Source organism: Streptomyces sp. NPDC058683, assembly GCF_042716195.1.
GTDB lineage: Bacteria > Actinomycetota > Actinomycetes > Streptomycetales > Streptomycetaceae > Streptomyces.
Genome location: NZ_JBHXSK010000023.1, coordinates 82655 through 104025, shown reverse-complemented (window position 1 = coordinate 104025; position 21371 = coordinate 82655). Strand labels below are relative to the sequence as shown.

At 69.5% G+C, this 21371-nt stretch carries 16 protein-coding genes; 4 read left to right on the top strand and 12 right to left on the bottom strand.

The window, feature by feature from the left end; translation table 11 throughout:
- Nucleotides 1-182: 182 nt before the first annotated feature.
- Genes ACFWXC_RS25635 through ACFWXC_RS25620 form a run of 4 tightly spaced genes read right to left on the bottom strand, consistent with a single transcriptional unit; the run spans nucleotide 183 to nucleotide 5920 of the window.
- Nucleotides 183-2201, bottom strand: a complete 2019-nt coding sequence (locus ACFWXC_RS25635; protein WP_384482291.1) for an acetoacetate--CoA ligase — start codon at nucleotides 2199-2201, stop codon at nucleotides 183-185.
- 19 nt (nucleotides 2202-2220) lie between these two features.
- The gene (locus ACFWXC_RS25630; RefSeq protein WP_384482289.1) at nucleotides 2221-3843 is read right to left on the bottom strand and encodes a bifunctional 3-(3-hydroxy-phenyl)propionate/3-hydroxycinnamic acid hydroxylase; all 1623 of its coding nucleotides are present in this window, start codon (nucleotides 3841-3843) and stop codon (nucleotides 2221-2223) included.
- Nucleotides 3840-4778: a fumarylacetoacetate hydrolase family protein gene (locus ACFWXC_RS25625; RefSeq protein ID WP_384482287.1), complete on the bottom strand. Its 939-nt coding sequence runs from the start codon at nucleotides 4776-4778 to the stop codon at nucleotides 3840-3842. Before ACFWXC_RS25625 ends, ACFWXC_RS25630 begins: the two co-directional genes overlap by 4 nt.
- Entirely contained in the window at nucleotides 4775-5920 is a 1146-nt protein-coding gene (locus ACFWXC_RS25620; protein ID WP_384482285.1) for a VOC family protein, read from the bottom strand. The genes ACFWXC_RS25625 and ACFWXC_RS25620 overlap by 4 nt, the downstream gene beginning before the upstream one ends.
- A 137-nt stretch (nucleotides 5921-6057) precedes the next feature.
- Here ACFWXC_RS25620 and ACFWXC_RS25615 point away from each other — a divergent pair, with 137 nt between their 5' ends.
- Nucleotides 6058-6693, top strand: coding sequence for a TetR/AcrR family transcriptional regulator (locus tag ACFWXC_RS25615; RefSeq protein WP_384482283.1), 636 nt, complete (start codon nucleotides 6058-6060; stop codon nucleotides 6691-6693).
- A 51-nt stretch (nucleotides 6694-6744) separates the two neighbouring features.
- Here ACFWXC_RS25615 and ACFWXC_RS25610 read toward each other — a convergent pair whose 3' ends face one another.
- The 3 genes from ACFWXC_RS25610 to ACFWXC_RS25600 form a co-directional block, all read right to left on the bottom strand.
- Nucleotides 6745-7374 (bottom strand): TetR/AcrR family transcriptional regulator, encoded by a 630-nt coding sequence (locus ACFWXC_RS25610; RefSeq protein WP_384482281.1) that lies wholly within the window; start codon nucleotides 7372-7374, stop codon nucleotides 6745-6747.
- A gap of 114 nt (nucleotides 7375-7488) precedes the next feature.
- Nucleotides 7489-8535 carry a zinc-binding dehydrogenase gene (locus ACFWXC_RS25605; RefSeq protein ID WP_384482280.1) on the bottom strand — a complete coding sequence of 349 codons (1047 nt, stop codon included), beginning with the start codon at nucleotides 8533-8535 and terminating at the stop codon, nucleotides 7489-7491.
- 158 nt (nucleotides 8536-8693) lie between these two features.
- A complete protein-coding gene (locus ACFWXC_RS25600; RefSeq protein WP_384482278.1) occupies nucleotides 8694-11915 on the bottom strand; it encodes a bifunctional cytochrome P450/NADPH--P450 reductase in 3222 nt (1073 codons plus the stop codon).
- A gap of 245 nt (nucleotides 11916-12160) precedes the next feature.
- Here ACFWXC_RS25600 and ACFWXC_RS25595 point away from each other — a divergent pair, with 245 nt between their 5' ends.
- Nucleotides 12161-12793, top strand: coding sequence for a TetR/AcrR family transcriptional regulator (locus ACFWXC_RS25595; RefSeq protein ID WP_384482276.1), 633 nt, complete (start codon nucleotides 12161-12163; stop codon nucleotides 12791-12793).
- 170 nt (nucleotides 12794-12963) lie between these two features.
- Here the strand turns inward: ACFWXC_RS25595 and ACFWXC_RS25590 are convergent, their stop codons facing one another.
- The 5 genes from ACFWXC_RS25590 to ACFWXC_RS25570 form a co-directional block, all read right to left on the bottom strand.
- Nucleotides 12964-13272: a transposase gene (locus ACFWXC_RS25590; RefSeq protein ID WP_384482406.1), complete on the bottom strand. Its 309-nt coding sequence runs from the start codon at nucleotides 13270-13272 to the stop codon at nucleotides 12964-12966.
- 173 nt (nucleotides 13273-13445) lie between these two features.
- Nucleotides 13446-13937 (bottom strand): Clp protease N-terminal domain-containing protein, encoded by a 492-nt coding sequence (locus tag ACFWXC_RS25585; RefSeq protein ID WP_384482274.1) that lies wholly within the window; start codon nucleotides 13935-13937, stop codon nucleotides 13446-13448.
- 271 nt (nucleotides 13938-14208) lie between these two features.
- The gene (locus ACFWXC_RS25580; protein ID WP_384482272.1) at nucleotides 14209-14538 is read right to left on the bottom strand and encodes an NIPSNAP family protein; all 330 of its coding nucleotides are present in this window, start codon (nucleotides 14536-14538) and stop codon (nucleotides 14209-14211) included.
- A 41-nt stretch (nucleotides 14539-14579) separates the two neighbouring features.
- Nucleotides 14580-14999, bottom strand: a complete 420-nt coding sequence (locus ACFWXC_RS25575; RefSeq protein WP_384482270.1) for an SsgA family sporulation/cell division regulator — start codon at nucleotides 14997-14999, stop codon at nucleotides 14580-14582.
- 322 nt (nucleotides 15000-15321) lie between these two features.
- Nucleotides 15322-15732, bottom strand: coding sequence for a hypothetical protein (locus ACFWXC_RS25570; RefSeq protein WP_384482268.1), 411 nt, complete (start codon nucleotides 15730-15732; stop codon nucleotides 15322-15324).
- Nucleotides 15733-16336: 604 nt separating this feature from the next.
- Between ACFWXC_RS25570 and ACFWXC_RS25565 the strand changes: the two genes are divergently transcribed.
- Both ACFWXC_RS25565 and ACFWXC_RS25560 read left to right on the top strand, forming a co-directional pair.
- Complete coding sequence (locus tag ACFWXC_RS25565; RefSeq protein ID WP_384482266.1) at nucleotides 16337-18802, top strand: SpoIIE family protein phosphatase; 2466 nt, start codon at nucleotides 16337-16339, stop codon at nucleotides 18800-18802.
- A gap of 72 nt (nucleotides 18803-18874) precedes the next feature.
- A complete protein-coding gene (locus tag ACFWXC_RS25560) occupies nucleotides 18875-21313 on the top strand; it encodes a SpoIIE family protein phosphatase (RefSeq protein WP_384482264.1) in 2439 nt (812 codons plus the stop codon).
- Nucleotides 21314-21371: the final 58 nt, after the last annotated feature.

Below are 21371 nucleotides of genomic sequence, written 5' to 3'. Positions count from 1 at the left end.
CTGGGCGTCTGGTTGGCGGGGCTTATTTTCTATATATTATTATTTTTTTTTTTTTGGTGTGTGGGGGGGGGGGGGGGGGGCGCCCCCCCCCCCCCCCCACCCCCTGGGGACGGGGTCTGCGGAACCGGGCAGGGCACAAGGACCCGGTGCTGTCACGCGGGCCTGTGGTTCCCTGACCGACGTCATGTGTCGTGTGCCGACCGCTTGTTCCGCTCCGCGCCCAGGCGGGCGAAGTAGGCGATCAGGTCGGGATCGTCGACCGCCTCGGGGTTCAGGACCTGCTCGGCGGGGGCACCCTGGAGCAGGCGCTTGATGGGAACCTCGAGCTTCTTGCCGGTCTTCGTGTGCGGGAGGGCCCGTACGGCGAGGATCTCGTCGGGGACGTGGCGGGGTGAGGCGCCCGTGCGGATGGCGGCGCGGATCCGGTCGCGCAGGGAGTCGTCCAGGGCGACCCCGTCGGCTAGGACCACGAAGAGCGGCATCCAGTAGCCGCCGTCGGGTTCCTCCGCGCCGATGACGAGGGCCTCGGTGATCTCGGGGAGGTGTTCGACGACGTCGTGGATGTCGGCACTGCCCAGGCGCACGCCGTTGCGGTTGAGGGTGGCGTCGGAGCGGCCGTGGACGATCACCGAGCCGTGCGAGGTGAGCGTGATCCAGTCGCCGTGCCGCCACACACCGGGGTAGGCGCCGAAGTAGGCGTCGCGGTAGCGGCTGCCGTCGGGGTCGTTCCAGAAGTACAGCGGCATGGATGGCATGGGCCGAGTGACGACCAGTTCGCCGACCTGGTCGAGGACAGGGGTACCCGTCGCGTCGTATGCGGCCAGGGCCACGCCCAGACTGGGGGCGGACAGCTCTCCCGCCCAGACGGAGGTCGTGGAGGCGCTGCCGGCGAAGCCGGAGACGATGTCGGTTCCGCCGCTGGTGGAGGCCAGCTGGACGTCGGCGCCCACGTGGTCGCGGACCCAGGGGTAGGCGGAGGCGGGCAGAGCGGAGCCGGTGCAGCCGACGACGCGGACGGCCGACAGGTCGTGCACGGACGGTTCGATGCCCAGCTTGGCCATGGTCAGCAGGTACTGAGGACTGGTGCCGAAGACGGTGACTTTGTGACGGGCGGCCAGCTCCCACAGGACGTCCGGACGTGCCTGCGGGACCGGGCTGCCGTCGTAGGTGCAGGTGGTGGCACCGGTCAGCAGGGTGGAGACGACCAGGTTCCACATCATCCAGTGGGTGGTGGTGTACCACAGCAGGCGGTCCCCGGTGCCCAGATCGGTGTGCAGCCCGAGGGTCTTGAGGTGTTCGAGCAGGACCCCGCCGTGCCCGTGGACGATGCCCTTGGGCAGTCCGGTGGTGCCGGAGGAGAAGACGACCCACAGGGGGTGGTCGAACGGCACCGGGGCGATGGTGAGGTGCTCGACGCGGGTGGCCGCGTCCTCCCAGGGAACCCTCAGCCCCGAGTTACCGCCCTCGGGCCACTCAAGGCCCACATGGTCCACGAGCACCGTGGCCTTCAGCGTCGGCAGGGCTGCGGCGAGTTCGAGCGAGGCGGCGCGGCGGTCGTGGGTCGTGCCGTTGAAGAGGTAGCCGTCAGCGGTGATGAGCACCGTGGGTTCGAGCTGGGCGAAGCGGTCGGCGGCGGCCTTGGGTGCGTAGTCCTGGCCGCACACCGACCACACCGCGCCCAGGCTTGCGGCGGCGAGGAAGGCGATGACGGCGTGGGGGGTGTTGGGCAGGTAACCCACCACCCGGTCGCCCTGTCCGACGCCCAGGTCGCGCAAGCCGGCAGCGACGGAGGCGACCCGGGCGCGCAGCTCCCGGCCCGTGATCTCGTAGCCGGCCCCGGTCTCGTCCAGGGCGGTGATCGCGGGAGCGTCCGGCCGCAGGTTGCGCAGCGCGTGATGGACGTAGTTGAGGGTGGCGCCGGGGAACCAGCGGGCTCCGGGCATGGTCTCCTCGTCCAGCACCCGCTCGTACGGCGTGGTCGCGCAGACGTCGAAGTACTCCCACACCGCGGCCCAGAACCCTTCGAGGTCGGTGACGGACCACTGGTGCAGGGCTCGGTAGTCCGTGGGGTCCTGGAGCCCTTCGGCGCCCCGGCACCGGCCCGCCCATCGGGCGAAGTCCGCGATGCGGCTACGGGCGGCCGACTGCGGGTCGGGAGTGAAGAAAGGCTCCGCATACGGCTCAGGGTGCGGGATGGTCATGGTGTGGTGCTCCTCGTCGTCAGGCGGGCCGGGCATCGGCGGTACGGCGGGCCGTGTGCAGCAGGGGGGCCCAGGCGACGGTGTCCGTGAAATCGCCGGTGCCGGCCGGGACGGTGTCCATCACGACGCGGTCGGGGCGCAGCAGGACGGCGTCGGCACGGCCGCGGGCCAGCCAGCCGGCCAGGGTGCCGTCGTCGCCCAGGTCGTCGACGTGGATCGTCGGGGCGCCCAGTGCCGTGGCCACAGCCGTCATCTGCGCCGTGGGCGGCACAGCGGTCAGGACGGTGAAGGAGTCCCCGAGGACGTCATCGAGGCGCATTCGCCTGCTGTCATGTCGTACCCAGGGCTGCGGGCAGAAGGTGCCGGCCAGCACGCGACCGGTCAGTCTGGGGCGGCGCCGTACGAGTGGACCGGCGGTCAGGGCGGGACTGAGGTCACGGCTCACCGCCGCGGTCACACCGGGGATGCGACAGGCCGTGCCCACGACCGCCCGGCGGAACGCCGCACCGCGGTCCTGTCCGCCGGTCATGGCCCAGCCGACGGCGACCGCCACGCGGATCACATGGCGGGCGTGCGGCTTGCGTTCACGTTCGTAGGTGTTCAGCAGCCCCTCGTTTGCACCCCGTTGGAGTACCCGGGCGAGCTTCCAGGTGAGGTTCTGGGCGTCGCGCAGGCCCGCGCACAGACCCTGCCCCACGAAGGGCGGGGTGAGATGGGCGGCGTCGCCCAGCAGGAAGACACGCCCCCTGCGCCACCGGTCGGCAAGACGGGCCCGGAACGTGTACTGCGCCTGCCGTATCACCTCGAAGTCGGTGCCCCGCGAGGCGTCGGACGGCAGGTCCACCCAGGGGGCGACCAGCTCGCGCAGGCGCTCCCATCCCTCCGGGCCGTCCAGGTTCTGGTCGTCGGCCAGCCGGAACTCCCAGCGGTAACGGTCCTCGCCGACGCGCATGAAGGTGGCCGGCCGAGTGGGAGAGCAGATCTGCTCGGCGCCTTCCCAGGTACGCACCGGGCGACTGGTGCGCACGTCGATGACCCGCCAGCTCTCCTCGAAGCGCAGGTCCTCCCACACGGCGCCGATGGCGTCACGGGTGAGACTGCCCGCACCGTCGCAGCCGAGGACGGCATCGGCCCACAGGTGCTCGTCCTCGTCGCTGCCGTCGCGACGAAGGGTGACCCGGACCGGACCCGTCGGATCGTTCGGTCCGTCGGTGTCCTGTGCGACGGACTGGGTGACGGACACGACCTCCACTCCGCTCCACAGCTCGCACTCCGGGCGGCGCGCCAGGGCGTCACGCAGCAGGCGTTCCAGCTCGGGCTGGTCGAACATGCTGGTCTGCGGGAAGCCGTGGTGTCCGTGCATGGACCGCGGGAATTCGGCGATCACGCGGCGCCCGGCGTCCAGCAGCCGCAGTCCGGGCGCCGGGCGGGCGATGGCGGCGAACTTCTCGTGGACACCGGCGCTCTGCAGGATCCGGCGGATCTCGTCGTCCACGACGACGGCGCGCGGCAGGGGGTAGATGTCCCGGTGACGTTCGAGGAGCAAGCTGCGCACTCCGTGCCGGGCGAGCAGCAGGGCGGCCATGACCCCGACGGGTCCGGCACCGATGATCACCACCGGTGTACGGGCTGTGGCCTTCATGGTGCGTCCGTAACGGGCGTCCGCTGCTCGCCGAGGTCGATCCGTCCGTCCGGGGTGGCGATCGTGGCGGTGATGAGGTCACCGCTGTGCAGGTACTTGGGGTTCTTGGCCTGGCCCTTGAAGAACGCCTTCCACTTCAGGGCGGGCGGCAGCAGCGCAGCGATCTTCTCGGCCGCCTTGGGCGGGGCCTTCAGGGCCGTGCCACCGGGAGTGCCGGTCAGCAGCAGGTCGCCCGGGTCGAGGGTCTGGAAGCGGGCGAGCAGGGTGAGCGCCTGTGCGGGCCGTACGATCATGTCGGCGAGCGTGCGGTCCTGGCGTGACACGCCGTTGACCGACAGCCGCAGCCGAAGATTCAGCAGGTGGGCGAAGTCCTCGGGCTCCAGCAGGGCCAGGTACGGACCCGTCGGCGTGAAGGTCGGGTAGGACTTGCTCTCGTAGAACTGGGTCTTGGTCAGCTGGACGTCGCGGGCGCTGACGTCGTTGGTCAGGACAAGGCCGGCGACGTAGCGCGGCAGGTCCTGCTCCTCGACGACGGTGCCCACGGGCAGGGTCGCGCCCATGACGAGGCCGAGTTCCACCTCGTAGTCGAGGAACTTCACGTGTGCGGGGCGGATGATCGTGTCATGGGGGCCGCTGACCGACCCGGACGCCTTACGGAAGAAGGTGGGCGGGATGTCGCCGGTGAAGCCCGAATCCTTGGCGTGGCTGCGGTAGTTGACCATCTGGGCGACCACCCGGCACGGGGTGGTGACCGGGGGCAGCGCCACCAGGTCGGCGACGAGCGTGCCGCTCTCGCCGGAGGCGGCGGCCTCCCGCACGGCGGCGCGGTCGGCGAGCAGTTCGGCGGTGGTGACCGCTTTGGTCTCGATCCGGACGGCGCGCTCGTCCCGTACGGTCCACCAGCCGTCGAGGGTGCGCAGAACGTTGGTGGTCATGAGTTCATCGCTTTCATCAGGCCCAGCAGGCGTGCGGGGTCGAGTTCGTTGTCGGCACGCAGGGCCGTCATGACCTCGCGGAGCTTGGCGGGGGAGGGGTTGATGCCCAGGAAGTCGCGGGTGACGGGCGGGCCCCACTGGGCCAGGCCGCTCGCCGACATCGGCGCCCAGCCGGGTTCGAGGTCGCAGGAGAAGAGGTCGCCGTCGGCGAAGTGCTCCAGCATGAAGCGGTCGGGGTCGCGCCAGTAGTCGAACAGCTGACTGCCCTGGATGTGCCGGCCGATGCCCCAGCTGCGCTGGTAGCCGCGCTCGGCGAGGTATTCGCCGCCGGCGGCGATCGAGTCGAGGTCGGTGACCTGGTAGGCGGAGTGGACGTAGCCGGTCCCGGGCCCCAGGTGCAGGGCCAGGGTGTGGTGATCGACGGCCACGCTCCCCTGGTCGCAGCGGATGAACGCCATGGTCGGCCCGCGCCCGCGCTGCCCGTCCAGGAACAGGAAGTCGGACACGATCATCCCGAGGGTGTCCAGATACCAGTCCAGGGTGCGGGCGAACACCCGGGTCTCCAGCACCACATGGCCCAGCCGCTGGATACGGGACGGCTCACGGGGCGGACGCTGGGTGACGTTCGTACGACGGTGATCGGTACCGAAATTGAGGATCAGCGGCTCCTGCCCGGGCAGCGCGGGCAGCCGCTCTGCGCAGTGCACCACCCGGACCGGCAGGCCCGAGGGATCGAGCAGGGCGACCGACTGCCCACCGCCCGGTACGCCGATGTCCCGGACGGTACTGCCGGTGGTGCGGGCCAGCCGGTCCAGGTCGGCCCGCTCGGCCGCGCGGAACGCCGGTCCGAGGAAGCGGGAGGCGCGCCCGCGCCGGATGACCATGCAGGGTGAGCCCGCGAACGTGCCGCGCAGCCACAGTTCGTGGTCGGTGCGGGCGGCGATCGCGAAACCGAAGTCACGGGCGAACACCTCGGCCCGGTCCAGGTCGGGCTTCTCGAACTCCAGCCAGGCCAGGTCCGCCACCTTGATCACGGGATTGCCGGCTCGTCCGGGGTGCTCTCCGCGCAGGGAGCCCTGCGCACTGTGAAGGTCCTGGTGAGGCGTCTGGTGAGCGCCTTTGTTAACAGGGGTGTGGGACATGGTGTCCTCCAAGCAACACTGCCGTAATGAGGAAATCATCAACTCTGCCGATTCTCGTCGTCAATAGGAGTGACCCAAATAATTGAGGATCTCATCAGTAATGGCAGACTCATCGCGACGGTTGTTACACTCGCGGTATGCCGACGTCAGCCCCGCCCAAGAACCGCTTTGAGCGACGCCGAGCCGAGACCCGTCAGGCGCTCGTCCGCGCGGCCCGGCAGATCCTCGCCGAGACCGGTGACACCAGCGCGAGCATCCAGGCCATCGCCGAGCGCGCGGACGTCGGATTCGGCTCCTTCTACAACCACTTCGAGTCGAAGACGGAGCTGTTCGACGCCGCGGTGACAGACGCCCTGGAGGAGTTCGGGCAGGTCATAGACGAGCGCGTAGAAGGAATCGACGACCCGGCCGAACTCGTCGCCGCGGGCTTCCGGCTCACCGCCCGCATGGCCGACTCCCACCCTGAACTCATGCGGATCCTGCGGGACCGCGGTCTGGCCTACATCCACTCCGACCGCGGGCTCGCCCCGCGAGCTCTGCGCGACCTGGAGAACGGCATCGCCTCGGGCCGCTTCACCTGCCGCAACGCGACCACCGCCCTGTCCGCCTTGGGCGGCACCCTGATGTCCCTCGTGGCACTACGGCTGGCCCGCCCCGATCTCGACGGGGACGAGGCCGCCTCCGACCTGGCCGAAATGGTTCTCCGCATGCTCGGCATCGCCCCGGACGACGCCCACGAGGTCACCCGACGTCCTCTGCCGGGCCTCGCCTGACAGCTCGGCAGCCGACGTCATGCGGACCGCGAAGGGTCCCCCGGGAGGGCGTCAGCCATTCATCACGCCCTGCACCTGGCGTGCGGCGGCCTGCGGTGCCACGCCGGCGGCCACGAGGAACGCGGTCGCGGCGGCCTCGCCCGAGGGATCGGTCCAGGTGCCCGCGCCGTTCTCCTCGGCGAGGGCCAGCATCAGTGCTTCCAGCGCGTGGGCGAGGACCGGCGCTGGGACGTGGGCCGCGAACACACCTCCGTGCTGACCACGTCGGATGGTCGCGATGGCCTCCTCACGGGCCGGTGCCAGGGTGGCGTGGACCGCATCCCCTCCCGGATGGCGGCGCCCCAAGGAGATGAGCATGCGGAACCGGTCGCCCACCGCCCATGCCGCCAGGGCCATCCGCGCCATCGCCTCGAGCGGATCAGCACCCGGCCTACGGGCTGCGGCGAACGCCTGCTGAAGCGCTTGCCCTGCTTCGTGCGTCAGCTCGTCGATCAGCGCTTGCCGGCCGGGGAAGTGTCCGTAGAGGGTGCGTCGCGTGACGCCGGCCGCCACAGCGATGCTGCCGAGACTCGCGTCGGGGTCGTCCCGCAGTGTCCGTCGAGCGGTCCCGAGGATGCGTCTGTGGTTCGAGCGGGCGTTACTGCGCTGCGGGGGGCGGCCCGGGATATCGGTCCTCTGCATGACTCCGTCTCTCCGAGTTCTTGGCTGCCGGAAAGCCGTGGGCGCCAGTGCTCCCTCAAGCACCGGCGCCCACTCACCCCTGCCCGAGGTGGCTTGGTGTCCTGCTGACGGGTGTCAGGGGACGAGGATGAGGCGGATCGGGTCGCCGATCTTGTTCTCCAGGCGGCTTACCGCGTCGGCCGCGTCGACGAGCGGGATGTGGTCCGTGATGGAGGGGGCCAGGTCGAGGCGGCCGGCTGCGGCCAGCCGCACCAGTTCGGAGACCGACTCCGGGAAGCCGCCGTAGTGACCGCGCACCTGCTTCTGCAGGTAGTTGAAGGTCAGGCCCTCGGTGATGGTGAGCGGCTTGGGCGTGATGCCCACCAGGATCAGGGAGCCGCCCAGGCCGAGCACGGAGGCGGCCTGCTCGCGGACGGCGGGCACGCCGGCGCAGTCGAAGGCGAAGTCCAGGCCCCGTCCGTCGGTGGCCGCGCGGACCTGGTCGGCGAAGTCGGGGGCCGCGGGGTCCAGGGCGTGGTCCGCGCCGAAGGCCAGGGCGCGCTCCCGGGCGCTGGGCAGCGGGTCGACGGCGATGATCGGCGCGGCGCCGACCAGCCGGGCGACGCGTACATTGTGCGCACCCACTCCACCAACCCCCCAGATACCGACCGACTGCGCGGGACGGACGCCCGCGGTGGCGACGACGGCGGCGTAGGGGGTGGAGACCGCGTCGGGGATGATCGCGGCCTGGTCGAAGGGGAGGGCGTCGGGGATGGGGATGAGGGTGTCCTCGCGGGCGATCACGTACTCGGCCCAGCCACCGTCGTAGTCGATGCCGGCGGTGAGCATCTGCGTGCAGGGGCGGCGGCGCACGCAGCCGGCGCACTGGCCGCAGGTCTTGCCGGCCTCCAGGGTGACGCGGGTGCCGACGGTCAGACCGCGCCTGAGGCCGGGGCCGAGGGTGTGGATCACACCGGCGACCTCGTGGCCGACGGTGACCGTGTCGGAGGTGGCGAACAGCGGGACGAGCGAGCCGTCGAGGAGATGGACGTCCGAGAGGCAGACGCCTGCGGCCTTCACCCCGATGAGTACCTCGCCCGGGCCCGGCACGGGGATGGGGACCTCCTCCACGGCGAACTTCTTGCTGTCCAGGTGGAAGCGTCCGGCGAGCATGGTGTCCATGAAGATCAGCTTTCTGCGAGCGGCACTCGGCGGTTCGGGCCGATGGGTGCCATGCGGTGTCCGAGGGGTTTGTGGTGGCCGGGAGGCGTACGGCCGGCAGCGGGGGTCCCGCACGCCTCCCGGCGGCTGGGGGCACACGCCTTGACGGCGTGCGACGGTCAGGCGAAGACGTCCTGCTGGTAGCGCTCGTCGGCCTCGAGCCGGGCGAGCCACTGCTGGGCGGTCTCGTCGTCGCAGCCGGTCCGCCGGCGGTAGATGGCGGTCAGTGCCTCGCGGACCGCGGGGGCCATACGGCGGCCGTCACCGCAGACGTAGATGTACGCGCCGTCCTCGATGGCCTGCCACACCGTGTCGGCGGCGTTGGCTATGGCGTTCTGCACGAACCGGGCCGGGTGGCCGGGCACCGCCGAGAAAGCGGTGTGGACCTGCGCGATCCCGGTCTTCTCCCAGTCCTGCATCTCCTGCCGGTAGAAGTAGTCGTGCTCCGGGTGGCGGCAGCCCACGAAGACCTGCGACAGGCCGACCTGCGTGCCGTTCTCGTGCTGCCAGGCCCGCTCCTCCAGGAAGCCGCGCAGCGGGGCGATGCCGGTGCCGGGGCCGATCAGGATCAGCGGAGTGGCCGGGTCGGCCGGTGGGGCGAACGTCGGGGAGGGCACGCGGACGTAGCCGTAGACGACGTCCCCGGGCGCGAGTCCTGCGATGTAGGAGGAGCAGGTGCCGCGGTACTGGCCGTCGCCGGACAGGGCCGGCCCCTCCAGCAGGCCGACGGTCAGGCGCACCTGGCACGGGTTGGCCGACGGGGCGGAGGAGATGGAGTAGAAGCGGGGACGGATCGGCCCCGTCATCTCCAGGAACACCGCCAGCGGAAGCTCGACCGCGGGGAAGCGCTCCAGCAGGCCCAGCACCGAGACCCGCTTGCCGAGGATCTCCTTCTGGTAGTGCTCCTCGGCCTCCTCCGTGTCGGCCGCGTACGCCTGGAGCTGCGGTCGTGTCCACGGGCACTGGGTGTACTCGGCCAGGGTCCGGATCTGGGAGCGGGTGGCTACGTCCTGGAGCTCCAGGAACTCGGTGAGCAGGATGCCGGCGGTGACGGGCACGCCGACCGGCAGGTGCGTCCGGCCGCCATCGGGCTGGTCGAGCCGGAGCACCTGGCCGTGCTCGACACCGAGCCGCCTCAGCGCGCGCTCCACCAGGGCCTCTTCGTTCTTGGCGAAGACGGCCAGGTGGTTGCCGGTGTCGTAGGTGACACCCTCGGGCAGCTCGACGGTGATGGACTTCGCGGACGGGCGCGGCGGCTCGATGCTGAAGTCCCACAGGCCGGTCGCGTCGGCCACGAGCTCCTCGTTGGCCACCACCGTGAGCGGGTATGCCTGCTCGGAAACGATGGCTGGGCGCACGTCGGACTCGGTGAGCAGCTGGACCTGGTAGCGCGGGCCGCTCGCCGCGGAGGTGTCGGCGGCGTACTCCTCGGCCAGGGTGGCCCACAGGGCGTCCATCCAGCGACTCGCCATGCCGTCGAAGTCACCGGCGGCGTCCGCGATGCCGCGCTCGACGACGGGGGTGGCGCCGGCGGCCAGCAGGCCTTCCTCGATCCGTTTGGGGAATGCCTGGAAGGTGGCCACCCACTGGGTGTTGCCGGCGCCCAGCAGCGCGAACCGCACGTTGGACAGTGAACCCTCGGGCAGGCCTGCGGCGAGCAGGTCGTCGAAGCGCTGGGCGTTGTCGGGCGCCTTGCCGTTGTAGCTGGCGGCGGCGACGACGAGCAGGCCCTCGGTGGGCAGGTTGTCGCCCAGCTCGTCCAAGCTCATCAGCGTGGTGCCGAAGCCGGAGCGCTCACCGCGGTCGGCGATGGTGCGCGCCAGGTCCTCGCAGGAGCCGAGGCTGGATCCGTAGGCGACGGTCAGGTTCACCCCGACGCCGCTGACCGCTGTCTGTGCCTGCGTGTCGCCGGCCTGGAGGTCGGCGGTACCGAAGACGGTCCGCTGGTGCTCCTGACGCTTGCGGACGACCAGCTGGAAGTCGCCGGGCTTGCGGGTCAGCGCCTCGCGGACGTCCATCTGGTAGTCGGTGGTGTCGGAGAACCTGAACCTCTGCAGCACCAGCGCCAGCGCCAGGCGGGCCTCGGTGAGCGCGAACTGCCGGCCGATGCAGGCACGTACGCCGTTGCCGAACGGCTTGTAGGCGTGCGGGTGCTGCTGGGCGCGGTTCTCCGGCAGCCACCGGTCGATGTCGAACTCCTCCGGCCGGTCCCACGCCTTGGGGTGGGAGTGCAGCGCGCCCATGAGGATGTTGGCCCTGGTCCCCTTCTTCAGCTCGTACCGGTCACCGATGACGGTGCCGTCGATGGGCGCCTTGGCGATCATCGGGATGGGAGCCCACAGGCGCAGGGTCTCCTCCAGGATCCGCGGGATGACGTCGAGCTGCATGATCGTGTCGTAGTCCGGGACCGTGTCACCGGGCAGCAGGCGGTCCACCTCGGCGTACGCCTGCGCCAGGACGTGCGGGTTGCGCATCAGCGAGTACGTCGCGAACGACAGCAGGCCACTGGTGGTCTCGTGACCGGCGATCAGGAAGGTCACCACCTGGTCGCGGACGTTGTCGTCCGCCAGCAGTTCGCCGGTCTCCGGGTCGGTGGCCTCCAGCATGAGGCCGAGCAGGTCCTCCTCGCCGCTGCCCTTCCCCTCGCGACGTTCCTTGATCACGCTCTCGACCAGGTCGCGCATCAGCTGGATGTTCTCGCGGTACTTCCTGTCGTCCGCCTTCCGGAGCTTGGTCATCATCGGCAGCTCCTGGGAGCGCCGCAGCGACTCGATCAGCGACTCGAGGAGCGCGTTGAGGAAGGGGTGCAGCTCCTCCTCGGCGAAGGAGCCGAACCTGTAGCCGAAACCCGACAGAGCGATGGTGTCCAGGGTGAGCCGGGTGTAGTCGTCGGTGATGTTGACCGGCTGCCCCTCCCGGCTCTCCCACTTGCCGACCAGGTTCTGGGCGATCTCCAGCATCTGCCCGTAGTAGTTCTTCATGGCCCGCTGGCTGAACGCCGGCAGGAGGATCCGGTGGGCCATGGCCCATTCCTCTTCGTGCTGGTGGGCCGTGAACAGTCCCGCTCCCGTGAAGTCCCGCACATGGTTCAGCGGCGTCTTCTCGATCTGCTTGAAGAACCGTGTCTCGTCGCAGACCTCGGCCACCAGGTCCGGGTCATAGACGAAGACCTGCTCGATGCCGGCGATGTCCATGCCGTAGATGCCCTCGGGGAACTGCTTGGACAGCTCGTTGAAGTACTCGACGGGATTGGTGCCGGGGATCTGCGGCGTGTGGCCGAGCAGGGGGATCCCGCGCGGGGACCGGATGGGGCGAAGGTCGTTCGCGGAGGTCGTGGTCATCGCGTGCTCCTGGGGGGGAGGGGGATGGGCAAGGGCGCGGTGCGCTGGTCGATGCCGTGGCGCCGCACGGAAACATACGCCGTATGGAATTGGTACCGTACGTCGTATGGAAACTCGACGCAACCCCCGTCGGTGCGGTCGGTGGCTGTGACCAAGGCCATTTCCGTACGATGTACGAAACTGATACCGTACGAGGTATGGAAAAAAAGGTGAGGCGTCCCCCGCGGGGAACGAGAAAGAGAGACGTGCCTCTGACCGAGGCCGGGATCTATGCCGCCGCCCTGCAGCTCATCGACGAGGACGGGGTCGAGGCGCTCACCATGCGCAAACTCGCCACCGTGCTCGATGCGAACCCGATGTCGCTGTACCACCACGTTCCGAACAAGGAAGCGGTGCTGCGCGGCGTGACGAGAATGGTTGGCGCCCAGTTCCGCACCGTGACGCTTCAGGACGCTCCCTGGCAGGAGCGCATCCGTTTGCTCGCCACGGACTTCCGTACGCTGGCGCATCGTCACCCTGAGCTGATGGCCTACTCGTTCAGCCACCAGCCGGACTTCATCCAGCCCGACGATCCGTTCTGGACCGCGCTCACCGCCATCGTGGCCGCTGCAGGAGTGCCTGAGTCAGAGGTCTCGGAGGCCGCTGCTCTGGTGGTCGCCGTCGTCGTCGGTGTCCTCACCGCCGAACTCAACGGCTCGCTTCACCAGTGGGCGAGCCTCAAGCCCCCCGGCCTCGCCGCCGGTGAAGACCAGGCCACGGAGGCAGACCCGGCAGGGCCTGTCCAGGACCGCAGGTTCCGCCTGGTGATGGACACCCTCATCGCGGGCCTGGCGAGTCGGCTTGCCGCCGAACATGACAACCAGGGCCGCGGCCGCTGAGTCCCTGCTCCTGAGGCGTCGTGGCCTGGGGCGCCCCTGATCGGGCGCGTTCGGTCTGCGACGAACTGGGAGCCACCCGTCCCATCCGGGGAGGCCATCCCGGGCCAAACCGCTGCCGGTGCCCGTGTGTTGCGGACCCGGCTGCGTGGTGGCGAACAGCGGGGTGGGCCTTACCGGCCGGCGCCGCCACTGACAGGGCCGCGGTCCGGATATCCGGGAGGCCCACGTCGGGGGAGGTCGACCAGGTCCTGGCCGGCGAGCATCTTGAGGACCTTCTGGTGCAGCCGTCCCCGGTACCAGATCAGGAACCGGCGGTGCACCGTGGGCTTCAATGCTCCGAAACACGGCGGCAGGGGCCGCCAAGTGAAGCCGGTGACCAGCACGCAGCTGATCGCCGCGAAGGCCGCCTCATCAACGATGTTCGCGACTCCGCCGCCCTGTGAACGCACGGGTGTCGGCGGCAGCGGCGGCCTCGCGATCTCCCGCAGACCCTCCGGAACGATCTATCCTCACCGACCACTCCTCATTGCTGGCGCATCCGCCAACTGGCCATGTGGGACATGGTCTTGAGCGGCTGGGGGGAATTCGAGTATGTGAGGGGCTGCCGACCGCGAGGTCGACGGTGCCTGAGGATCAGTGCAGTGGGTCGTGGTCAGTCGTGCAGTGATGAATGGGTGTCCGTGAGTGTGGCGTCGAGGGCGGCTGGGCCGAACCCGGCCTCGGTCAGGACGTCGCCTGCCACTCCGCGGCCGAGCTGGGCAAGACCGATCAGCAGGTCGTCGCAGTCGATGCGGTCGGAGCTGTTGTGCTCGGACCGCGTCTTGGCGATGGCGATGGCCTTACGGGAGTAAGGTGTCCAGGCGATGCGCCCGGCTGACTGGGAGGCACCCATGCTCAGCCGATCGCCGACGGACCGGTGGACCGCTTGCGGCGAGACCCCGGCGGCTTGCAGGAGCCGGGTGGCGCTGTTGTCCTCGGTGGTCAGCCCCCAGAGCAGGTGCTCGGTGCCTATGTAGTTGTTGCGGTGCTGCACCGCCGCCTGTTTGACGTGCGCCATCGCCCGGTGGAGGTCGTCGGTCATCGTCTCGGGGCTGTAGCGCTTGTGCGGAGCGTTGAAACGCTGCTGGACTGCCTGTCGGGTCACACCCAGGGCGGCGCCAATGTCGGTCCATGAGGGTCCGTGCGTCCGGCAGTGCTCAACGTAAGCCTCGACCAAGTTGTCGGCCAGTGCCCGGAGTTGGCCAGCAAGGCCGGTAGCGGCGGTCAACAGGGCGAGCCCGTCGGGCTGTTCCTGCCCTCCGAGGCGGTGTGCGGTGTCGTATCGCCGGTCGACTTCCGCGATGAGATCGTCCAGGTCCGGAAGAGCCACGAGGACGCTCCCCCTTCTGGCTGCGTCACCTGTCGAAGGTCAACCGTCATCGCAAGGGCGAGTCGGCGGTGGGCGTCAGCACGCACTCGGCGATGTCGACGATCTGGGTGAGGTCGAAGCCTTCCATGTCTGAGCGGAATTCAGGACTCGACAAGTACGCGTCCAGCCGCTCCCGCATGTCGTCGGCGTCCCTGTAGGAAACGAGAGCGTACAGCTGGGGAGCCGCGCCGGAGGGCGCTGCGGGCACCGTCCAGACGCCGTGTGTGGTGATCCGGTGCTTGGTCATACCGGGAATGTGCTTGGCCCAGATGTTCTCGTAGGCGGCGAGCGACTCAGGGCTGCGCAAGGCGTAGACACGAAGCTGGTATTGGGACATGAACTTTCGTTCCTTTTCTTCTGAGCGTGAATGGACGGCAGTCAGCCTTGCGAGAGGAGGAACGCCAGTTCGGTGTCCCAGTCGATACGTCCGGACTCGGTACCCCGTGGCACCAGCGCCTCCGTGTTCTCCAGGAAGGACTTGATGTCCTGCACGGGAACCTCGAGCAACGCGGTGCCTGCGGAAGATCCGAGGGTGATGTACATCGCCTCGTCGCCAGGACCAACGGCCGGCCAGACCTGGACATCTCCATCGCCTGCGGGACCCGTCAGGCCATCACTCAGAAGGTCGCGACCCAGGACCCATTCGACCGGCTCATCATCGCGGACGAAGAAGACGGCACGGACGACGTAGGGATCGGTGGGTTCGTAGCACAGGCGCATGCACATGGGCAGGGAGTGGTCGCGTGAGACGACAAGCTGCGCGGCCACCCCCCGCACGAGGGTCTTCAAGGACTTCATCGACATTCACTCCAAGGCGCCTCTGCCACGGCTGCCCCGCCGCTCGGCTGGCGACGAAGAGGCGGCGAGGGAAGGGGCGTTACAGCAGGGCCCGGTCGGCCGGACTGCGCAATTCGTGTGCCCATCGCGACCGATGGGCGACGTGAGCCCGCGACGTCTGATGGGTATCCGCAGGCAACGGTGAGGGCCGGGCCCTCAGTCGGGCGGCCTGGGCGGCGGTCGGGGACCGCTGATCCCTGACCGGCGAGCGCGCTCTTGCCGCCGACGGTCTTCAAGGCGGGGTAACGGCCTGGGTCCATGCCCGCATGCGGAACCTGCCTCATCAGCCGGCGTGGTTCCGGTTGTGGTGTTCCCCGTCCCAGCCGAGGTGCTCTGAGCGGTACCAGTCGTCCCGGTACGACTGGTCGGACTTCCCGCCGTGTCCCTCGCCCTCCCAGCGGTAGAAGTGACCGCCGCGGTAGAAGAGTCCATCGCAGTCGTGCCGGGTCGAATCGGTGCTGTGGCGGCCCTGGTGCCAGCCGCGGATTCCGTCGCAGGAGCAGCCCTGTTCGAGCAGGTAGCCGACTCCGTGGTCCCACTGGTAGTCGGCGGCCTTGGCGCTGAGAGCCGGGCGGTGGACGTGTGCGGGCGCAGGAGTCGCGGCCGAGGCGGTGCTCCCGGCGCCGAGAACGGCGACACCCGCGACCGCGACGGAGGAAACGGTGACAGCGATGCGTTTCGTGAGCTTCTTCATGATCTTTCCTTCGTGATTGGCGTGATCTGCACCGCCCGGTTGTACGGGCAGGCGATGTGTAGTGCCTGGCGTGGTTCGAGTCAGAATTTCCATACGCTGTATGGAATCTCCTCGTAATTAATACCATACGTTGTATGGAAACATCGAAGTGGTGTGGGTCACCGAGGCGCCGGCAACTTGCTACGGCGGCCCCCTGGCCCGCGTCGAGGCGTACGCCGCGCTCGGGGCGCTGCTTCCCGCCTCGGCGGCGCCCGCCTGGTCGAAGACCCGCCCCGCACCGGCAGAACGCCATGCCATGCGGGCCCCGCCACCTGCCCATCCAACTCTGAACCGCGCGGCCACGGCGCCCTCATCCCGATCGAGCGGGACGGGGCGCCGGGTGGTGAGCGTCAGCCCGGACATCTGATTATTTGATCAAACATGAGGGTCTTGACGCCGGAGCGATTACATCTGACTATTTCATCAGAAGTGGTCATATTGTGCACTTCAGGATGTACCGCATCGTGTGCCGCTCACCGGGACGACGCCGTTCACCACGGCTGCACACAGGGCCGCCGGGCCAAGTGCCGGCGCTCTTACTTCCGCACCGATGGGACGGACCGCGATGACCAACACTGACCACACCCTCCTCGCCGAGCCGGTGACCCCCCGTGAGATGCCCGACGCCGCGATAGCGATGCTGGATACCGAGGGCACCGTGGTGGGGTGGACGCATGCCGCTCAGCAGCTCGTCGGCTACTCGGCCGGGGAGGTGGTGGGCCGGTCCGCCGCACACGTGCTGCCGCCTCCCGAGGACGTCCGGAGGGCTTCGGCGTTCGCCGGGCAGTGCCGTGCGCGGGGTGGCTGGTCCGGCACCGCGGCGATACGCCACCGCGACGGCCACACGCTCAGGATGACGCTGTGGGTCTCGTTGCTGCGAGGGCAGGACGGCGGCACCCGGTGGCTGGTGTCCGTGACGGACATCGGTTCCCTGTCCTCGGGGGCAACCAGCAATGGACCGGTGCGGGAGTCGCTGCTTGCCCGCGCACCGATCGGCATCGTCGTCTATGACCCGCAGCTGCGCTGTGTGTGGGTGAACGACGCCATGGAGCGACACGACGGCGTTCCTCGTCACCGACGCTTCGGGCGCGGTCTGAAGGGCTCGCTGCCCGCCGTCGAGGCCGAAGCGCTCGAGGTGGTGATGCGGCAGGTACTGGAGAGCGGCACGACGACGGTGCACGAGTACCGTGCGTGGCCGCCTGCGGACCGGCCCCGTGAGCACGCGTTCTCGGCCTCGTTCTTCTGCCTCCAGGGCGCTGACGGCATGCCACTGGGCGTGTGCTCCATGACCGTGGACGTCACCGGGAATCGCCGGGCGCGGGAGCGCCTCGCCATCCTCAGCGAGGCCAGCACGCACATCGGGAGCACCCTCGACGTCATGAGGACCGGGCAGGAACTGGCAGAGCTCGCGGTGCCCCTGCTGGCCGACCACGCCCTCGTCGATCTGGTGGAGTCGGTTCCGTTCATCGTTGAGCCGCCGGCACGGATCGGCACGACGAGTGGCCGTCCGCAGTTGCTGCGCCGTGCCGGTCTGGCCTCCGTCGACCTGGGCGTCCTGGAGTTGCCGTGGGCGCGCGAAGAAGTGGTCCACCCCCACCCGGAGTCCCCGTTCGCCGCCGCCATGCGTACCGGCCGGTCGTACCTGGAGCCAGTGCTGGACACCCATGCCGGCCCCTGGGTCGACCACGATCCGGTGCGGGCGCAGAAGGTACGCGACAGCGGCGTCCACTCCTTGATGGTCGTCCCCATCCGTGCGCGGCACTGTGTGCTGGGACTGGCGCTGTTCGGCCGCTCTCTGGAACAGACGCCGTTCCAGGAGGACGATCTGCTCCTCGCCGAGGAAGTGGTCACCCGGGCCGCGCTGTGTCTGGACAACGCGCTGCAGTACGCGCGCGAGCGCACCACCGCCCTCACGCTGCAACGCGACCTGCTCCCTCATCGCGTGCAGGGCGGTGCTGCCGTCGAGGCCGCCTCGCGTTATGTGCCGGCCGACATGGACCACGGTGTGGGGGGTGACTGGTTCGATGTGATCGAGCTGTCCGGCGCCCGGGTGGCCCTTGTCGTCGGCGATGTGGTGGGACACGGCATCAATGCCGCGGCGACCATGGGCAGGCTGCGCACCGCCGTGCGAACGCTCGCGGACCTCGACCTGCCCCCCGACGAACTACTGGCGCGCCTCGACGACACGGTCCGGCGACTGAACGACGAGGACGCCGACGTTTCCGACGTGGTGCCCGCGGTGGTGGGTGCCACCTGTCTGTACGCCGTCTACGACCCGGTCACCCGAGGGTGCACGATGGCGCGGGCCGGGCATCCCCCGCCCCTGATCGTCGACGCGCAGGGCAAGGTCACCATTCCCGACCTGCCCGCAGGAGCCCCGCTCGGCCTCGGTCTCGGCCTCGTGCCTTTCGAATCCGTGGAACTGGAACTACCTGAGGAAAGTGTCCTCGCCTTCTTCTCCGACGGCCTGGTGGAGTCCCGCGACGAGGACATCGATGCCGGCCTGCATCGCCTGGGTGCCGCCCTGGCACAGCCCGGTGCCTCCCTGGAGGACCTGTGCTCGCGGGCGATGGACACCTTGCCGACCCAGGCACCGGCCGACGACGTCACGTTGCTCCTTGCGCGGACCCGGGCACTGCGCCCCGCACAGGTCGCCTCCTGGGACCTGCCGAACGAACTCGTCACCGTCCCGACAGCCCGGCACCTGGCCGCCCGTCAGCTCAGGGAATGGGGGCTGGAGCGGCTCGTGACACCCGTGGAGTCGATCGTCAGCGAACTGGTCACCAACGCGATCCGCCACGGAGACGGCCCGAGCCGCCTACGGCTCATCCAGCACCGGGTGCTGACGTGTGAAGTCTCCGACACGAGCACCGGCCAGCCACGCCCACGCCATCCCCGCACGCTCGACGAGCACGGCCGCGGCCTCTCCCTGGTGGCTCGGCTGTCGCGCAGGTGGGGTTCCCGCTCCGCAGCAGACGGCAAGGTCGTCTGGGCCGAACAGGACCTGCCCTCCACAGCCGACGCCCTCTGACGCGTCGGCGGCCGACAGCCGCCACCGGATCCCCTCTGGGCGCCGTGGGCTCTCGCAAAGGAAGCCACAGACATGGACACATCGAATACTGACAACGCCGACCTGGTAGGGGCCTCCCGAGGAGTGACGAGCGTCTCCGACATCGGCCTCAGCGGCAGGCCCTACGCTTTCGACGGTCTCGCCGCCGCCGTACTCGACGATCAAGGGAAGGTCGTGGGATGGACCGGGACCGCACAGGACCTGACCGGGTTCTGCGCCGACGAGGTCCACGGCCGCCCCGTGCGGGAACTGGTGGCCGACCTCCCGCGCGACCTGCTCAGGGCCACTCAATTGCCGGCGACCGGCCGGGTACGACTGCGGCACCATCGTGGCAGCACGATCGACGTCACCTTCCGGACCACACGGGTGAGCGGCTCGGCGGACTTCCTCGTGCTCGCGGCCCCCACCCTTCACGCCGCCGACCATCAGCACGGCGCAGTGCTCCTGCGCGCACTGTCCGCACAGAACCGGATCACGATCGCTCTGCACGACACAGATCTCACCACTGTGCAGACCAACGCCATGCCAGAGACGCTCGACGGCCGTCCCGTACAGCCGGGCACCCGGCTGCACGACGTGCTGTGCGCCGAGGATGCCGAGAGCATCGAGGCGGTACTGCGCCAGGTCCTCGAGACGGGCATCCCGGTGCTCGGCAGGAACCAGCACGTGAGCTGGCGGCACCATGCGATGCGGCGGCACGCACTGTCGCTGTCCGCCTTCCGTCTGGAGGACGCGCGAGGACGCCCCACGGGGGTCGCAGCCCTGTACATAGACGACACGGACCAACTGCGTGCCCGCCGGCAACTGGACCTCGCCCGCGACGTTGCCGAGCGCGTGGGACGCTCCCTGGATGTCGAGCGGACCGCGCACGACCTCGCGGACGTACTCGTACCCGCCTTCGGGGATCTGGCCGCAGTCGACCTTGCGCAGGCCGTCTTCGACGGCGACGAACCCCCCGAACGGTTGGGCGGAGGAGATCTGCATCTGCGCATGGCGGCTCTCGTGCCGGCCACTGCAGCGTGGCCGGCCGGCATCAAGCGCGGCAACCTCGTCCCACCACTGTCCGACCACCCGCTCCTGCGCCGCTTCCAGCATGGCGAGACGGTCGTCTACGGCCCGGACGACTTCGGCGCGCTGATCGGCGGACGGCAGCTGGTCGAGCAGCTCCTCCCGCACGACGCCCATGCGGTGATGGTGGCACCGCTCTACGCCCGCGGCCTCACCCTCGGCGCGATCGTGGTCTGGCGTACCGGCCTGTCCGAACCGTTCACCGAGGACGAGGTGGACCTGATGAGGCAGATCGCCTCGCGGGGGGCGCTCGCCATGGACAACGCCCGCCGCTACACGCGCGAGCACAGAGCGGCCATGACCCTGCAGCAGAGCCTGCTTCCTCCGGCCACGACCGACACCCCTGCAGCTGAGACCGCCGGCGTCTACCTGCCGACAGGTCGTGGAGCGGGCACCAGAGGCGACTGGTACGACGCCATCAGCCTGCCCTCTCTCCGGCTGGCCCTCGTCGCTGGAGACGTGATCGGCCATGGCATACCCGCGAGCGCCACCATGGGCCGTCTGCGCGCCGCCATCCAGACGCTTGCCGACCTCGAACTGGAGCCGGACGAATTGCTCACCCGGATCGCCGACCTGGTCCAGCGTCTCGCAGCGGAAGCATCACCCGGCAGCCACGACGCCATGGGTGCCACCTGCCTCTACGGGGTCTACGACCCTGTCACCCGACGCTGCGCCATGGCCAGTGCCGGGCACCCACCGCCCGTGCTCGTCCGGCCCGACGGAACCGCCGAAGCTGTCGACATTCTCCCGGGGCCACCCCTCGCCGTCTGCGGCATGCCGTACGAGACAACCACGATCGACCTCGAGCCGGGCAGCGTCCTCGCGCTCTACACCGACGGCCTGGTCCACCGACGCGCGCACGACATCGACGACGGGCTCCGGCGGCTGACCGATGCGCTCGCCACGTCCTGCCGCCCGGACCGCGCTCTGGACGAGACCGGCAGGGCCCTCCTCGACGATCTGGTGGACGAAGCACCGTGCGACGACGCGACTCTACTGCTGGCGCGCACCCGCGCCGTACACACGGAGGACACCGCTCACTGGCAGATACCGGTCGATCCCGCTGCCGTCTCCGAGGCCCGGTCATGGGCGACCCGCCAACTCACCGCGTGGGGGTTGGACGACCTCGTCTTCCCCACCGAACTCATCGTCAGTGAACTGGTCACCAACGCGATCCGCTACGGCTGTCCGCCGGCGGAGCTGCGACTGATCCGCCACCATGTTCTGGTCTGTGAGGTCACCGACTCCAACAGCGCCCAACCCCGTCTGCGCCGCGCTCGCACCACCGACGAGGGCGGACGCGGCCTGTTCCTCGTCGCCCAACTCGCCGAGCGCTGGGGGTGCCGCCATGGCCAGAACCGCAAGACCATCTGGTCCGAGCAGCCCATCGCGTGCGCTCACTGATCACGTCCTCGATGCTCGTGACGGCATCGACCATGTGGTAGGTGGCGACGACCATCGC

What these genes read in the sequence shown, in the direction of transcription:
- ACFWXC_RS25615 (WP_384482283.1), top strand. Translation starts at nt 6,058, where the DNA reads ATGCCGACGTCAGCCCCGCCCAAGAACCGCTTTGAGCGACGCCGAGCC.
- ACFWXC_RS25570 (WP_384482268.1), bottom strand. Translation starts at nt 15,732, where the DNA reads ATGAAGAAGCTCACGAAACGCATCGCTGTCACCGTTTCCTCCGTCGCG.
- ACFWXC_RS25635 (WP_384482291.1), bottom strand. Translation starts at nt 2,201, where the DNA reads ATGACCATCCCGCACCCTGAGCCGTATGCGGAGCCTTTCTTCACTCCC.
- ACFWXC_RS25565 (WP_384482266.1), top strand. Translation starts at nt 16,337, where the DNA reads ATGACCAACACTGACCACACCCTCCTCGCCGAGCCGGTGACCCCCCGT.
- ACFWXC_RS25600 (WP_384482278.1), bottom strand. Translation starts at nt 11,915, where the DNA reads ATGACCACGACCTCCGCGAACGACCTTCGCCCCATCCGGTCCCCGCGC.
- ACFWXC_RS25560 (WP_384482264.1), top strand. Translation starts at nt 18,875, where the DNA reads ATGGACACATCGAATACTGACAACGCCGACCTGGTAGGGGCCTCCCGA.
- ACFWXC_RS25580 (WP_384482272.1), bottom strand. Translation starts at nt 14,538, where the DNA reads ATGTCCCAATACCAGCTTCGTGTCTACGCCTTGCGCAGCCCTGAGTCG.
- ACFWXC_RS25575 (WP_384482270.1), bottom strand. Translation starts at nt 14,999, where the DNA reads ATGAAGTCCTTGAAGACCCTCGTGCGGGGGGTGGCCGCGCAGCTTGTC.
- ACFWXC_RS25625 (WP_384482287.1), bottom strand. Translation starts at nt 4,778, where the DNA reads ATGACCACCAACGTTCTGCGCACCCTCGACGGCTGGTGGACCGTACGG.
- ACFWXC_RS25605 (WP_384482280.1), bottom strand. Translation starts at nt 8,535, where the DNA reads ATGGACACCATGCTCGCCGGACGCTTCCACCTGGACAGCAAGAAGTTC.
- ACFWXC_RS25630 (WP_384482289.1), bottom strand. Translation starts at nt 3,843, where the DNA reads ATGAAGGCCACAGCCCGTACACCGGTGGTGATCATCGGTGCCGGACCC.
- ACFWXC_RS25610 (WP_384482281.1), bottom strand. Translation starts at nt 7,374, where the DNA reads ATGCAGAGGACCGATATCCCGGGCCGCCCCCCGCAGCGCAGTAACGCC.
- ACFWXC_RS25620 (WP_384482285.1), bottom strand. Translation starts at nt 5,920, where the DNA reads ATGTCCCACACCCCTGTTAACAAAGGCGCTCACCAGACGCCTCACCAG.